General features: G+C 61.3%; 13 protein-coding genes. 5 read left to right on the top strand and 8 right to left on the bottom strand.

Going from position 1 to position 13698, the window contains the following annotated elements; all coding sequences use genetic code 11:
* Window positions 1-30: 30 nt before the first annotated feature.
* Together GKR99_12915 and GKR99_12910 are read right to left on the bottom strand one after the other, a co-directional pair.
* On the bottom strand, window positions 31-1056 hold the full coding sequence (locus tag GKR99_12915) for a hypothetical protein (GenBank protein NKB28400.1): 1026 nt from the start codon (window positions 1054-1056) through the stop codon (window positions 31-33).
* A 43-nt stretch (window positions 1057-1099) separates the two neighbouring features.
* The gene (locus GKR99_12910) at window positions 1100-2002 is read right to left on the bottom strand and encodes a LysR family transcriptional regulator (GenBank protein ID NKB28399.1); all 903 of its coding nucleotides are present in this window, start codon (window positions 2000-2002) and stop codon (window positions 1100-1102) included.
* Window positions 2003-2149: 147 nt separating this feature from the next.
* Here GKR99_12910 and GKR99_12905 point away from each other — a divergent pair, with 147 nt between their 5' ends.
* The 4 genes from GKR99_12905 (at window position 2150) to xylB (ending at window position 7052) form a co-directional block, all read left to right on the top strand.
* Window positions 2150-2710 (top strand): hypothetical protein, encoded by a 561-nt coding sequence (locus GKR99_12905; GenBank protein NKB28398.1) that lies wholly within the window; start codon window positions 2150-2152, stop codon window positions 2708-2710.
* 79 nt (window positions 2711-2789) lie between these two features.
* Window positions 2790-4199, top strand: coding sequence for a deoxyribodipyrimidine photo-lyase (locus GKR99_12900; GenBank protein ID NKB28397.1), 1410 nt, complete (start codon window positions 2790-2792; stop codon window positions 4197-4199).
* 114 nt (window positions 4200-4313) lie between these two features.
* Window positions 4314-5525: a methyltransferase domain-containing protein gene (locus GKR99_12895; GenBank protein NKB28396.1), complete on the top strand. Its 1212-nt coding sequence runs from the start codon at window positions 4314-4316 to the stop codon at window positions 5523-5525.
* A gap of 63 nt (window positions 5526-5588) precedes the next feature.
* Window positions 5589-7052, top strand: coding sequence for a xylulokinase (gene xylB / locus GKR99_12890; protein ID NKB28395.1), 1464 nt, complete (start codon window positions 5589-5591; stop codon window positions 7050-7052).
* A gap of 49 nt (window positions 7053-7101) precedes the next feature.
* On the opposite strand, the gene GKR99_12885 is transcribed toward xylB, so the two are convergent.
* The 4 genes from GKR99_12885 to GKR99_12870 all read right to left on the bottom strand — a co-directional run bounded on the left by GKR99_12885 (window position 7102) and on the right by GKR99_12870 (window position 11461).
* Complete coding sequence (locus tag GKR99_12885) at window positions 7102-8106, bottom strand: phosphotransferase (protein ID NKB28394.1); 1005 nt, start codon at window positions 8104-8106, stop codon at window positions 7102-7104.
* 66 nt (window positions 8107-8172) lie between these two features.
* Entirely contained in the window at window positions 8173-9354 is a 1182-nt protein-coding gene (locus GKR99_12880; GenBank protein ID NKB28393.1) for an OsmC family peroxiredoxin, read from the bottom strand.
* Between the two features lie 92 nt (window positions 9355-9446).
* Window positions 9447-11090 carry a sulfatase-like hydrolase/transferase gene (locus GKR99_12875; GenBank protein ID NKB28392.1) on the bottom strand — a complete coding sequence of 548 codons (1644 nt, stop codon included), beginning with the start codon at window positions 11088-11090 and terminating at the stop codon, window positions 9447-9449.
* 134 nt (window positions 11091-11224) lie between these two features.
* Window positions 11225-11461: a peroxidase gene (locus tag GKR99_12870; GenBank protein NKB28391.1), complete on the bottom strand. Its 237-nt coding sequence runs from the start codon at window positions 11459-11461 to the stop codon at window positions 11225-11227.
* On the opposite strand from GKR99_12870, the gene GKR99_12865 reads away from it, so the two are divergent.
* The gene (locus GKR99_12865) at window positions 11462-11617 is read left to right on the top strand and encodes a hypothetical protein (protein NKB28390.1); all 156 of its coding nucleotides are present in this window, start codon (window positions 11462-11464) and stop codon (window positions 11615-11617) included.
* A 242-nt stretch (window positions 11618-11859) separates the two neighbouring features.
* Here GKR99_12865 and GKR99_12860 read toward each other — a convergent pair.
* A protein-coding gene (locus GKR99_12860; GenBank protein ID NKB28389.1) for an IS630 family transposase occupies window positions 11860-12814 on the bottom strand; the annotation gives its coding sequence in 2 pieces (ribosomal slippage) (window positions 11860-12462 and window positions 12464-12814; 954 coding nt in all).
* 77 nt (window positions 12815-12891) lie between these two features.
* Window positions 12892-13587 carry a helix-turn-helix domain-containing protein gene (locus tag GKR99_12855; protein ID NKB28388.1) on the bottom strand — a complete coding sequence of 232 codons (696 nt, stop codon included), beginning with the start codon at window positions 13585-13587 and terminating at the stop codon, window positions 12892-12894.
* Window positions 13588-13698 lie beyond the last annotated feature (111 nt).

Raw genomic sequence — 13698 nt, 5'->3', positions numbered from 1 at the left:
ATGGCCCGAAGGTGGAAGGGCAGTTCCTTATCAGTTCGCCAATGCCGCAAGGGCCGGTTCCAGCGACATTTCAACGGCCAGTTCATCCTGAAGCGATCCAAGCTTGTCCTGAAATTCCGAGACATCCGGGTAGGTGACCGTCACGCCGTGATCGCTTTCCAGCGTTTTCACAAGCTCAGCCTCGTAAAATTGCGCGCGTTCGACGCCCAGCTTGCTGGCCTCGGCCGCGACATCGCGGAAGGTCTGTTGTTGACCGTCATCCAGTTTGTTCCACGCCCGATCACTGATCGAGACATGGTTGACCTGAATCGTGTGCGCGGTCATCGCCAGATAGGGCGCAACCTCGTACAATTTGGAGCCGGAATTGCCTGGGATCGAGCTTTCCAGACCCTGTGCCACGCCGGTCTGAACGCCTGCGTAAAGCTCTCCCCAGGCGACGGTGACGGGTAGGGTGCCCAAAGCCTCCCATGTTTTTGAAATCATGGGCGAGGGGGGCGTGCGCATCTTAATCCCCTGAATGTCGGCCAATTCGTTCACAGGACCGATGGAGTTCGACATGTTGCGCGACCCAGATCCGCCAAGCGCCAGAAGGTGAATGTTCAGCCCCCGATCCGCGACGACACCCTGATAATAAGCCTCACCCGTGGTTCCGGGGCCAACCCGCGCCAGCAGGTCGTCGAAGCCGGTGAACAGATAGGGGATCGAGAATGCCTGGAACTCCGGCACCAGCGATGCGGCGTTGTTGGTGGACGAGATCATCATATCAATCGTCCCCAGCCCCATTTCACCGATCACGGCATCGTCCTTGCCCAGCTGACCGGCATCAAACAGCTTGATGGCAACCGCGCCATTGGTACGGGCCGAAATCTCATCCGCCATGAAGGCGGCCATGTCGTTGTAGGGGTGCGGATCCTGCACCAGCGTGTGCAGGCGCATGGTGATATCCTGCGCGCTTGCACTGCCTGCGATAAGAAGACTTGCCAGAATCCCGCCGGTTACTGCTTTGGTATAGTGCATTTGAAAACCCCTTCCGTTGATCTGATTCCCCGAAAGCATAGGCCTGCGGAAGCTTAATCAAAAATGCCTATTACTGCGTGTTTCATGCCGTTTTGTTATGAAACTCTTGAGTCAGCATCTCTCGGGCAATCTCGGCCGAGTGCGCGGCGAGCATGGCGGGGCGCTGACCCGTGGGGCGGATCAGTTTGATGTCAAACGATATTTCGGGATGCAGTGGTAAGATCGCAACCGCGTCCGAGGCCAGCGTGCAGGCGGTCGATTTGTCGATGATCGCAATGCCAAGCCCGCGCGCGGCAAGTGCAAACGCGGCATAAGACGGCTGCGCCTCGACCCGGATTTGCGGGCGCACGTTGGCGGCAACAAACATCTGCTCGATCTTTTGCGCGGTGCTGGTCTGATAGGACAGCAAAACAACGGGCTGGCCCGCAAAATCCTTGGGCGTCAGCCGCGCCTTGCCTGCAAGGGGATGGTCACGCGCCATGACGCAGACGCATTCCATGAACCAATGGCCCAGTTCCTCGATATCCGCGCGTGGCCGGTCGTGGTGCGAGATGCCCAGATCATACTGCCCCGCACCGACGAGGTCGGCGATCCTTGGCGCGGTATGCACATCAAGGGCGATTTCAGCGGTTGGATAGCGTGACAGGATCGCCTCGACGATCTGCGGGCCGACAGACAGGGCCACGGCGGGCATGACGGTCATCCGCAATTGCGCGCGCCGGGATTCCCGGATCGCCACCGCCGCGGTGCGAACGCGGTCGATCCCCATGAAGAATGTGTCAATCTCTCGCTTGAACAACTCTGCCTCGGGTGTCGGTGCAAGGCCGCGTCCGGCACGCTCGAACAAGGCAAACCCGACGTCCTGTTCCAGGCTTGAGATCAGTCGGCTGACGGCAGGTTGCGTGATATTCAAAACTTCGGCGGCACGTCCAACGCCGCCGTATGTCATCACCGCGCGAAAGGCTTCAAGCTGGCGTTCTTTCATTCTGCCACCCTAGGGCGTCGGGGCGCCAGTACAAGGCAGACGCCGGATCCGGGCCAGGCAAGCAAGGCCGGGAAAAAGATCAACGTCGGCTTTGGAGTTTTCCCGAATCCTCGTTAATCTGAAACGGCAAGACAGGAGGCATCGAACATGAACGGATATTCCGTTGAGGATTACGTCAAGGACATCCGCGCAATCGTCGCGACGGAATCCGAAGTCGAAGCGATCACCGATCGGATCAAACCGCTGGCGTTGAAGCTTGCCTCGGACCCGGGTTGGTTTGAAGACAAATACCGCTACACCGACCCCGATCAGGGTGTTGGCCTGCATCTGTTGCACGAAGAAGAAAACCACGACCTTGCGGTCTTTGCCATCGCCTGGGCACCCGGACGGGGGGTTGACGCCCACAACCATAAAACATGGGCCGTGGTTTCCGGTATCGAAGGGCAAGAGCATGAGACGAATTATCAGCGCCTCGACGATGGGTCCGAGCCGGGCTTTGCTGATCTGAAAGCGACCCGCGAAGAAACGCTTTATCCGGGAACCGCCGTCTGCTGCCACCCTGAGGATATTCACAGCGTCACCAACAACGGTGACCGCGTGGCGGTTTCGCTGCACACCTATGGCCGTCATCTGAATTACACCGGACGCTCGACATTCGACGTGGCCGCAAAGACCGAAACTCCGCTGATCCTGAAAATCGAGGAGTGACCTTCAACAAGGATCGCTTTTCAAGACGGGCAGGGGTTTGGCGCTGGACGTCAGGCCGCTGACACCTAAGTTGCCGGGGATGACAAAACCGATCCTGTTTATCCTGCGCCGCGACGTGCGCCTAAGCGACCATCCGGGTCTGGCGGCGGCGTCCCAAACGGGTCGCCCGGTGATCCCGGTGTTCATCGACGATGAGGTTTTGCGCGCACAAGGGGCGGCACCGCGCTGGCGGTTGGGACAAGCTGTCAGCGCCTTTTCCGAGGCGTTGAGTGTAATCGGGTCGCAGCTGATCCTGCGGCGCGGTGACGCGCTGGACGAACTTCGCAAGCTGATCACCGAAACAGGCGCCGACACAGTCTGGTGGAGCCGCGCCTATGACCCGCCCTCGGTCGCGCGCGACAAGCGCGTGAAAGCCGCGCTGGAGCGTGACGGGATCGACGCGCGCAGCCACCCCGGCCACCTGCTGTTTGAACCCTGGAGCGTGAAGACAGGGCAGGGAGGGCCGTACCGGGTTTACTCGCCCTATTGGAAGGCAGTGCGGGGCCGCGATGTGGGACCACCCGCGCCGCGCGTTGAGGCACTGGCTGCACCCGATGATTGGCCCGATAGTCTGGCACCCGATGACCTGAAGATGGGGGCCGCAATGCGGTGCGGCGCGTCCATCGTGGCGCGTTTTGCCTGCGTGGGCGAGCGCGCCGCCCTGGACCGTCTGCATGGTTTCGCAGCCGACAAAATGGCGCGCTACAAGGATTTGCGCGATTTTCCCGGCGCGGATGTCACCTCGGGCCTGTCCGAAAACCTGACCTGTGGCGAGGTTTCGCCGCGCACGTGCTGGCTGGTCGGGCAAGGGGCATTGGATGAGGGTAATCCGGGTGCGGGCAAGTTCCTGTCAGAATTGGTCTGGCGCGAATTTGCCTATCACCTGATGTGGCATTTTCCGGCACTTGCGGCCCAGAACTGGCGCGATCAGTGGGATCGGTTCCCCTGGCGCGACGCCTCTGAGGAGTCAGCGCGCTGGCAGCAGGGGCGCACCGGCGTCCCCGTCGTCGATGCCGCGATGCGACAGATGTATGTGACCGGAACGATGCACAATCGGGCGCGGATGATCGTCGCCTCTTATCTGACCAAGCATCTGATGACGCACTGGAAAATCGGACTAGACTGGTTCGCGGATTGCCTGACCGATTGGGATCCGGCGGCTAATGCGATGGGCTGGCAATGGGTGGCCGGTTCCGGCCCGGATGCGGCACCTTTCTTTCGGATTTTCAATCCTGAGACTCAGGCAGGCAAGTTTGATCGCGAAAACCTCTATCAGGATCGCTGGATCGCCGAAACGCGGGGCACACCGCACGCCGACGCCCTCGCCTATTTCAAGGCGATCCCAAAGCGGTGGAACTGGTCGCCTGACGACGCCTATCCAGAACCCGCAATAACGCTGGCCGAGGGGCGCACGCGCGCGCTTGAGGCTTATCAGGTGTTGCGCGGGTGACCCAATGGGGCGGAAAATCGCCGCGGCGACGCAAAGGCAACAGGTGACGCGCGCCCGCCAAGCCGTTAACCTGTCGAGATAATTGACGTTTGACCAAGGGGATGGGGTCGCGCCATGACGATATTGACGACAACGCAAGGGCAGTCGGGACTGCTGCGGTACTTCAGCCAGGTTTTCGATATGGCCAGCCGGATGGCCGTGGGCAGATTGGACTTTCACCTGCCCGATGGCCGGGTGTTTCGCGCCGAAGGGGCCGCGCCCGGCCCGGTGGCCGAGCTGCACGTCAGCGACCCGGATATCTTTGCCCGCCTGATCCGAGAGGGTGATCTGGGATTCTCGGAAAGTTATCTGACGGGGGGCTGGTCGACGCCTGACCTTCAGGCCTTCATGGATCTGATGCACGCCGGGAATGACGAGATCTACGACGGGTTTCCCGGCATAAAACTTGTCCGCGCGTATGAGATGTTTCGCTTCTGGCTGCACTCGAACACCAAAAAGCAGGCGCGCAAAAATATCTCGGCGCATTACGATCTGGGCAACAAGTTCTACAGTCTGTGGCTGGATGACACGATGACCTATTCATCGGCAAAATTCGACAGTGGGCAGGAAAGCCTTGAAAATGCGCAGACCGCAAAATACGCCAGCATGGTTGACCAGATGGGCGTCGAACCGGGCGACCATGTGCTGGAAATCGGCTGTGGCTGGGGTGGATTTGCCGAATATGCGGCGGCCGAGCGTGGGCTGAAGGTCACCGGCCTGACGATCAGCTGGGAACAGCACGACTATGCGGTGGCGCGGATAAAGCGCGCCGGTCTGTCCGACAGGGTCGAGATCAAGATGCAGGACTATCGCGACGAACGTGGCACCTATGACGGCATTGCCAGCATCGAGATGTTCGAGGCCGTAGGCCAGAAATACTGGCCCACCTATTTCAACGCGGTCCGCCAGTGTTTGCGGCCGGGCAAGGCGGCGACACTTCAGATCATCACCATTCAGGACAAACGCTGGGATGTGTACCGCAAGGGTGTGGACTTCATCCAGAAGTACATATTCCCCGGCGGCATGCTGCCCGCCCCCAGCATTCTGAAGGCCGAAGTCGAGAAGGCCGGGCTGATGGTTGCACGCTCGATCGAGTTTGGCGAAAGCTATTCGCAGACCTTGCGTCGCTGGCACGGAACCTTCAATGACCGCTGGGATGAGGTTGCGGCCCTTGGATTCGATGACCAATTCCGGCGGATGTGGAATTTCTATCTGACCAGTTGCGCGGCGGCGTTTCAGACCGGGATTTGCGATGTCACGCAGATCACCGTGCGCCGTCCGGGTTGATGGGGCAGGGACCGGGAACAACGCCTCTGTCAGGGGTGTTTTGGATAAAAAGATATAGGCGATATGGCTGAACCATTGTGGCTGGGGCTGGATGTCGGAACCTCGGCCGTCAAGGCGTTGGTGGCCGACAGCGATGGCTGTGTTGTGGCGGATGGGTCGGCCCCGCTGACGACCGCATCACCGCAACCCGGCTGGTCCGAGCAGGATCCCGAAGATTGGTGGGCGGCGCTGTTGCTGGCCGTGGCGCGCGCGCGCGACGTTGCCGGTGACCGTTGGCGCGACATCGCGGGCATCGGGCTGTCGGGGCAGATGCATGGTGCCGTGCTGCTGGATGCGGACAGGGCGGTTCTGGCCCCCGTCATGCTGTGGAACGACACCCGCGCCGTGGCCGAAAGTGACGCGCTGAATGCAGCCGTGCCAGCGATTGCCGACATTGCCGGGGTTGCCGCATTGCCGGGGTTTGCCGCCCCGAAACTGCTGTGGATTGCGCGCGAGCGCCCCGCGCTTCATGCACGCATCCGCCATGCGCTGATGCCAAAAGACTGGATCGGAATGCGGCTGCATGGGCAGATGCTGTGCGATCCGTCAGATGCCGCCGGAACGCATCTGTTTGATCAGGGCGCGCGGGGCTGGCACGCTGGGCTTTGCAAGGCGGCGCAGGTCGATCCTGGCTGGCTGCCTGTGGTCCGCGCGGGCGATGCGGTCGCTGGGGGATTGCTTGAAGACGCGGCCCGGCACTTGGGTCTGCGCGTCGGACTGCCGGTTGCCGTGGGGGCGGGGGATACCGTTGCCGGTGCGGTTGGTGTCGGCGTGGTGCAGGCCGGGCGGGCGGTCATGTCGCTTGGAACCTCAGGCCAGGTGTTTCTGTGCGATGACCGGCACGCGCCGCGTGCCAAGGGACATGTTCATGCCTATGCGCATACGCTTGACGGGGTCTGGTTTCGCATGGCCGCGATGCTGAACGGGGCGCGGCCATTGGCGTGGTATGCCGGGGCGACGGCGCAATCTGTCCCTGATTTGTTAACCGCCGCCGGGCGTGCCGAGCTGACCCGAGTGCCGCTGTTTCTGCCTTATCTGACTGGAGAACGGACACCCCACGGCGACAGCGCTATTCGGGCCGGATTCCTGGGGCTTGCCGATGGTGCCAGCGGGGCAGAGATGGCCCGCGCGGTGGTTGATGGCATCGCCTACAGCTTTGCCGACGGGGCCCAGGCGCTTGGCGGGTTGGATGGATTGTCCCCGCTGGTGACAGGCGGCGGCGCGCAGAGCGATCTGGTCTTGCAGACATTGGCCGATGTGCTGGGCGTGCCGATCCGCAGACCCGAAGGCGCCGCATTGGGACCAGCGGCGGGGGCCGCGCGTCTGGCGTCGGTGGCGGCCGGGGCCGTTGCGCCCACGCGGCTGGCAGATGAACCGCCTGTGGCACGGGTGTTCACGCCGGATGCTTCGCAGGCGACGCGTCACCAGGCGCGGTTGGGCAGTTTTCGGGAACTGTATCGCGCCATCGCTCCGCTGGGTGGGTTCTGAGGGGGTGGGAGCCTCCGGCGGGGATATTTGGGGGTCAATGATGGGCGGGTCAGCGCGAAAAATCCGCTGTCTGCCAGCCCGGCAAATGCTGGTTCAGCAGGGCACGGATATCGGTAAGGCCCGCGGTGGTTAAGGCGGTGTCGAGGTGGCGAAGGACGCGGGGCAGGTGGCGCAGGTAGGCCGGTTTTCCGTCACGTTCCGCCAGCCGGATGAACAGGCCCGCGATTTTGGTGTGGCGCTGTGCCGCCAGAAGCGCATAGCGCGTGCGGAACGCGGTATCGTCCTGGGGGATCGCGCTGAGGTAGCGCTTTAGTATCGCTTCCTCCAGGCCCGGGGCCAGATCCCGCCGCGCGTCCTGTAGCAGCGAGGCCAGATCATATTCCGGCGCCCCGATCCGCGCGCCCTGAACGTCGATCAGACCACAGCTTTGCAGGCCATCGCGCGCGGGCAGGTGGATCAAGTTGTCGAGGTGGAAATCGCGCAGCACCAGGGCGCTGCGGTCATCGGCGACCTCGTGCAGGGCCTCGGCCCAGAGGCGTGCGAATGCGTCGCGAAAACTGTCGGTGTCGGGTGCTGGGTTGACGCGGGGAGCGAACCAGTCGGCGAAGATCAGTGTTTCGGACAACAGGAACGCGCCATCATAGTCGGGCAGGGCGATATCGGTCGCATCCGCCGCTTTGTGCAGGTGGATGATAGTGTCGATGGCGGCGGTGTAAAGCTCTGCTTCGGACCGGCCAGCCAGCAGTTCTGTGCTGTAGGTGCGGTGGCCGAAATCTTCGGCCAGATAGAATCCGGCATCGGGATCGGACTGGTGGGTGTGCGGGGCCGACAGGCAAAGGCGGTTCAGGTGGTCTGCAACGCGGGTGAAGACGGGTTGATCGGGATCGCCGGGGGGCACTTGAACCAGCAACTGGCCGGACCCTTTCAGGCGGAAATATCGCCGTGGTGAGGCATCGGCGGGCAGCGGGTCGGCGACTGCGGTGATGCCATGGGCCGCAAGCCAGTCCTGGCGATCGGCGGTGCGTGGATCGTTCTGGTGGGATAACTCGGACATCGGGTGCCTTTTTCGCGTCGTGGCGCAGGGGACCACCGTGTCGCCCGGCTTGCAAGGGCGGCGCGGTCAGATCCGCACGATCTTCAGCCGCGTCTTCAGGTCGGTGCGGCAGAATGCGTGCAAAAAGCAGGTCTGTTCCGAGATATCCAGCATTTCCTGCGCGGTTTCTTCGCTTTCGCTGGTCTGCAAGAACACATGGGTTTCGATTGGGTCGGCGCTTCCGGCGACGCCGGTGTGGCCCGACGCCCCGCCAAGGCTGAAGTGGGTGTCCTGGACGATGCGGTATTCCGGCAGGTCCAGGTTCAGCATCGACACAAAGCGACCGAACTGGGTCATAAAGCAGAACCCGATGCCTGCGCTGATCAAAGAGACCGCATCGGGTGCGCGGCCATCTTCCGAGCTGAGGAACTGAAAGGCGGTGCCATGGGGCGAATACTGCATGTGGCGGATCGCCTTGATGCCGTCGTCGCGCATTTCAGCAATCGCACCGATGTTCAGTCGCCGGTTCTGATCATCGCTTAGGGATGAACCACCAGCGGCTGTTCCTTGCGCGACTTCTTTTTTCGGGGTCAGGCCGTCTGGCGCGACCAGCGGCAAGGTGCCTTCAACCGGACGCGCCGCCGCAAATCCAGCACCCGGATCGCCCTGCGCGGTCGAGGTCATTGGTTTCGCCTTCGCGGTGGCCAGCGCCGCCCCGTTCCGGTTCAGCCGAAACAGGCTGTCGGTTTGCCCGCGCATCAACCCGTTCAGCGGCGAGGCATAGGTGGCATCACGCAGAAAGTCGTGCAGCGCAGCATCGGATAGGTCGCAGTCAACCTCGACCCGCAGGTCGATATTCTCGGCGCCGCCGACCATGGTGCGGCGCTGCATTGACCCCTTCATGGTGTAGTAATTGTCCTGAACCAGGCGCAGCTTGCGAATGACCACGCCGCGTTGTTCGGCAAGTGATGTAATCTCGTTCATGAAGCTGGCGACCATGCCACAGGACAGGAAGGACAGCGGGCAGGGCGCGGCATCATACCCGTTAAGGTACGCCCCCTCGTCCGAGACCAGCCGCCACGTGCGCCCGCTGCGCGCCGAGGTGACCAGCGCCTCTTTCTGGAACCCAGACAGGGCGCGCACCCAGGTTCGCAGGGCGTCGCCCTTGCGGATTTCCGGGGCGGACAGGCCCATCGCTTCGGCGTTGGAAACCGCGAAGAACGGCGCGAGGCTGCTTGCGCCGATGATGTCGTCACCCAATTTGGCCATCTGGCGCATCCTCATGCGGTTTGTCGGCGGTGTGTCGGCGGTTGGCACCCGCGACCAAGGTTTATGATGGCGCAAAACTGCGCGGACTGCCCCTAATCATCGGTATAGCGTTTGGGGGCGGGGCCGCGGTATTTCTGGGTCAGCTCTTCGGGCACTTCGGACCCGTCGAACAGGAATGGCATGACGCCCCGGCGCAGCGATCTGCCGCGCATTGCGAGAATCTCGGCCTCAGACCGGGTGACACGCTGGCTCATCCGGCGGCCCCATTCGGCGAGGTGTCCGTAAAGCCTGTCAACCACGGCCCCATGCGTATCGTCTTTGGCAAGGTCGTGGAATTCCTCGGGGTCGGTTTCAAGATCAAACAGCATCGGGCGGAACCCGCCTTCGGCATGCATCAGCTTGAAGCGGCCATCAAAGACCATGAACAGGCGCGCATCACGCGGCGCGATGCCCAGTTTCGCGGCCTGCGGCGTCGCGGAATAGTCATATTCGCTGATCACGTAGTCCCGCCACTGCGGATCCTCACCACGCAGCCAGGGCACAAGTGAGCGCCCTTCGATAATGTGATCCGGGACGTCGCTGCCGGCGGCCTCGACAAAAGTGGCGGCCAGATCAATGGATTCAACCAGCGCCCGGCAGATGGTGCCGCGTGTCGCGTCGGCCTCGGGGCGGGGGTCATAGACGATCATCGGAATTCGGACCGATGGATCGTGGAACAGATCCTTCTCTCCCAGCCAGTGATCGCCCAGATAGTCGCCGTGGTCCGAGGTCAGTACGATCATCGTGTCGTCCAACCGTCCGGTGGTCTTCAGATGGTCCAGCAGCACGCCCAACTGGTCGTCGCATTGCTTGATCAGGCCCATATAGGCCGGGATTACTTTCTGGCGCACCTCGTCGCGCTGAAAGGCTTGCGCAATGCTGTTGTCCATATAGGCGCCAAAGACCGGATGCGGGTTGTCACGTTCGACATCGTGGCGGTTGGGGGCCGGGACGTGGTTGGCCCCGAACATGTTGTGATAAGGGGCCGGGACGATATAGGGCCAATGCGGTTTGATATAGCTGACGTGCGCGCACCACGGGGCATCGGCCTGGACAATAAATTCGATGGTCTTGCGCGTCAGCCAGGGTGTTTCGCTGTCCTCTTCGCGGATGTTGGCCGGTTTGTCAGCGTTCTTGAACATCCAGCCGCTGGCAACATCGCCATCCTCCGCGATCCCGGCATTTGCAAAATCCGCCCAGGGGTTTTCGGATGGATAGCCCTTCTGCTTGAGGTATTCGTTGTACGGGGATCGGCGTTCGTCATAAAACCCATCCGGCCCTTCGGCCCAAAGACCATCGTCGCGAACCCATGTGTCAAAGCCACATTCGGACTGGCGCGCGCCGATCTGGCTGTCGGGCGACAGGCCCAGGCGCGCCATGCCTTCTGCATCGGCTTTCATGTGGGTCTTGCCGATCAGCCAGCACTCCATCCCAGCGCGGCGCAGATGGTCGCCCAGCGTCTGTTCACCCACGCGCAAGGGAAACCCGTTCCACTGCGCCCCATGGCTGGAGGCATAGCGTCCGGTATAGAAACACATCCGCGATGCGCCACAGATCGGCGACTGCACATAGGCATTGGAAAACCGCACGCCCATTGCTGCCACGCGGTCGAAGTTCGGCGTATCCAGATGCGGATGCCCTGCGCAGGACAGATAGTCAAAGCGCAGCTGGTCGTACATGATGAACAGAATATTCAAGCGGTGTTCCCTGATGCTAAAATCCCCGTCGGCATTGGGCCGTTTTTGTGCCGAGGATCTACGGTTTCACCAGTCCCGGTCATGCCATCACAGCGGTACTTTTGCCGCCGTTTTTGATCCGTCGGCAACGATCGTCACACAGCCCCGTTCCAATAGCCATTGGCGGCCGCGACGGTGGCAAAATGAGTCGCCACGACCTGGCTGACCTGGATCAGCGCATCTGCGTCCTCGGAATAGATCGGTCGCATCCGGTCGCGTGCCTCGGCATCGGGCTGGGTAAGCTTGACACCCATCCGGGACAGTTTGACCGCCAGGTCATAGCCGTCCTGCGGCGTTTCGGTAATCAGCGATGGAAGCCAGGTCGACATGATATGTCCTTTGATGGTTTGGGATGTCCGATATGTTCGGATTGTGTTGAAAAACTCCGAAATCAGAGCGTCGCGGATTTCTTGCGAAAACCTATGAAGCGAAATAGTCGGAAAGCTTTGACCACGAGACAGCGCATGGCTGCGCGTGAGCGCATGTAGGCGATTTGGGCCGACCCCCGCGCCAAAAATTTAGGATCGGGCTGCATGGAAAGAAAAATCATCGTTCAGGCCCTAAAACGGAGTTTTTCAACACAATCTTCGCACAAGTGTCGGCCATTGGTTCGGGCAGCGCAATATCTGCCCGTCCGGGAATATCCGGTATGGCCAGAACATCACATGGCGCGGGCGCGATTTCAGGCGAAGGCGCCCGCGAAGCGAACAGGCCCTAGAGCATGGTCCATTTAATCTGCAACATATCCGGCAGCCTTGAAGAGGTTTCTGCATTCTTCTGGTGGAAAGAGGTCGCAGGTTTGTGCGACGGATTGGAACAGCGCGTCGAAGGTACGTGCTTTCAGCCGTCGCAGATGTGCTTTGAGCTTGGCGTATGCCATTTCGATAGGGTTCAGGTCGGGGCTGTAGGGCGGCAGGAAGAGGAGCCAGCTTCCCTGCGCTTTCAGGATGGCCTGTGCCTTTGCGGATTTGTGGGACGACAGGTTGTCAGCGATCACGACGTCACCTGGCTGCAAGGTCGGAACCAATTGGGTTTCAATGTATATGTCGAAGGCGGCGCGGTTCATGGGGCCGTCCAGAACCCAGGGTGCGCTGAGTTCATCCATCCGCAGCCCGGCGATGAAGGTTTGCGTGCGCCAGTGGCCGAAGGGCGCGTCCGCCTCAAGCCGAGTCCCCCGGAGGGATCGGCCCCGCAGGCGTGTCATCTTGGTGGTGACGGCGGTTTCGTCGATAAACACCAGCCTATGCGGCTCACGGCGCATCCTCGGCATCCGACGCCGCCACTCGTATCGCGCGGCGCGAACCCGTTTGCGCAGCCTTTCCGTTGCGATCAGCTATTTTTTTATATGTGAACCCAAGGCGATGAAGCAAGTGACGCGAGAGCATCGCCGGTGTGGCGATTAGGTCATGCTCCTGCTTCAACGCTTCGGCCAGCTCCGGCATGGTGATGTCCGGTTCAGCTTGCACGCGTAATTTCAACCACTCGGACGCCGCGTCCAACTTGCTGCGTCGAGGCCGTCCTTGAGGCGCAGCTTTCACGCCGCCGGTTCGCCTTTTGCGCTGCATGATCCGCACCGCGCTCGCGACCGATATCCGCAAACGCCGGGCCGCCTCATGGCAGGAAAGTCCTTCATCTACCAGCGCGACGACGCGCTCTCGAATGTCCAAAGACAGTGATTTCCCCATGATCCACCTCCACATTCGGTGAATCACAAAATCAGACCTCTGGGAATCCCATCGATTCAGATTTCAAGGACGGCGCTCTAGAACCCTCGGTCGTCAATCAGCGCCGTTGGTTTGGCAAAGCGGATCAGATCTTCGGGGTTCCGAATCTCGATCAAAGTGCCAACAACCTTGATCCCATGCGGCTCCAACCCCTTGAACGCGCGGCTCAAGTTTTCCGGGGTCATACCCAGGACCGAGGCCAGGCGGCGCTTTTCCATGGTCAGTTCGAAGGCGTCCGATCCGGCGGCTTTCCATTGCCGCAGAAGATAGTTTGCCAGCCGCTCACGCGAGGTGCGCAGTTTCAGATCCTTCGTGTTCTTGACGACGGAGCGATAGCATTGCGACAGCTCCGCCACGATGGACCGGGCGAATTGGGTGTCCTGGTCAAAGACGTGGCGTACGTCTTCGGAAGGCAGCAGGACAATGCGGCTTTTTTCCAGCGTGCGCGCAGACATCAGATAGGGCGCGTTTCTGATCGTGGCGGCAAGAATGAACGTAGATACGGCGCGCACCGTCGCAAGGCTGGTTTCCCGCCCGTTCCAGGATGAAAACAGATCGACCGAACCTGACACGACGATATGCAGGAAATCGGGGGTTTCGGCTTCGCTGATCAGGTCAATGCGCGGCGGAAAATTCTGCACATAGGACCCGCGCATCAGCGCCTCGAAGTTCGCGGGTTCCATGCCGCGAAACAGGTCGAGGTCGCGCAGGTCGTGTCTGTACGACTCGGTCATCTGTCGGGCCGCACCTTCCCCTTGGTTGGGAAAAACCATCACGGGCGGCTTGATAATTGTCAAGTGGCTGATTGACCGATGGGGTCATCGGATTTGACGTCCGCCAACGCG

Source organism: Paracoccaceae bacterium (assembly GCA_012103375.1).
GTDB lineage: Bacteria > Pseudomonadota > Alphaproteobacteria > Rhodobacterales > Rhodobacteraceae > WLWX01.
This window is presented reverse-complemented; position numbering and strand designations above follow the sequence as displayed.

Excerpts from the sequence above, each read along its gene's own strand:
- xylB (NKB28395.1), top strand. The coding sequence starts at position 5,589 with ATGGCTGAACCATTGTGGCTGGGGCTGGATGTCGGAACCTCGGCCGTC.
- GKR99_12900 (NKB28397.1), top strand. The coding sequence starts at position 2,790 with ATGACAAAACCGATCCTGTTTATCCTGCGCCGCGACGTGCGCCTAAGC.
- GKR99_12880 (NKB28393.1), bottom strand. The coding sequence starts at position 9,354 with ATGGCCAAATTGGGTGACGACATCATCGGCGCAAGCAGCCTCGCGCCG.
- GKR99_12905 (NKB28398.1), top strand. The coding sequence starts at position 2,150 with ATGAACGGATATTCCGTTGAGGATTACGTCAAGGACATCCGCGCAATC.
- GKR99_12915 (NKB28400.1), bottom strand. The coding sequence starts at position 1,056 with ATGCTTTCGGGGAATCAGATCAACGGAAGGGGTTTTCAAATGCACTAT.
- GKR99_12855 (NKB28388.1), bottom strand. The coding sequence starts at position 13,587 with ATGACCGAGTCGTACAGACACGACCTGCGCGACCTCGACCTGTTTCGC.
- GKR99_12910 (NKB28399.1), bottom strand. The coding sequence starts at position 2,002 with ATGAAAGAACGCCAGCTTGAAGCCTTTCGCGCGGTGATGACATACGGC.
- GKR99_12895 (NKB28396.1), top strand. The coding sequence starts at position 4,314 with ATGACGATATTGACGACAACGCAAGGGCAGTCGGGACTGCTGCGGTAC.
- GKR99_12865 (NKB28390.1), top strand. The coding sequence starts at position 11,462 with ATGTCCTTTGATGGTTTGGGATGTCCGATATGTTCGGATTGTGTTGAA.
- GKR99_12885 (NKB28394.1), bottom strand. The coding sequence starts at position 8,106 with ATGTCCGAGTTATCCCACCAGAACGATCCACGCACCGCCGATCGCCAG.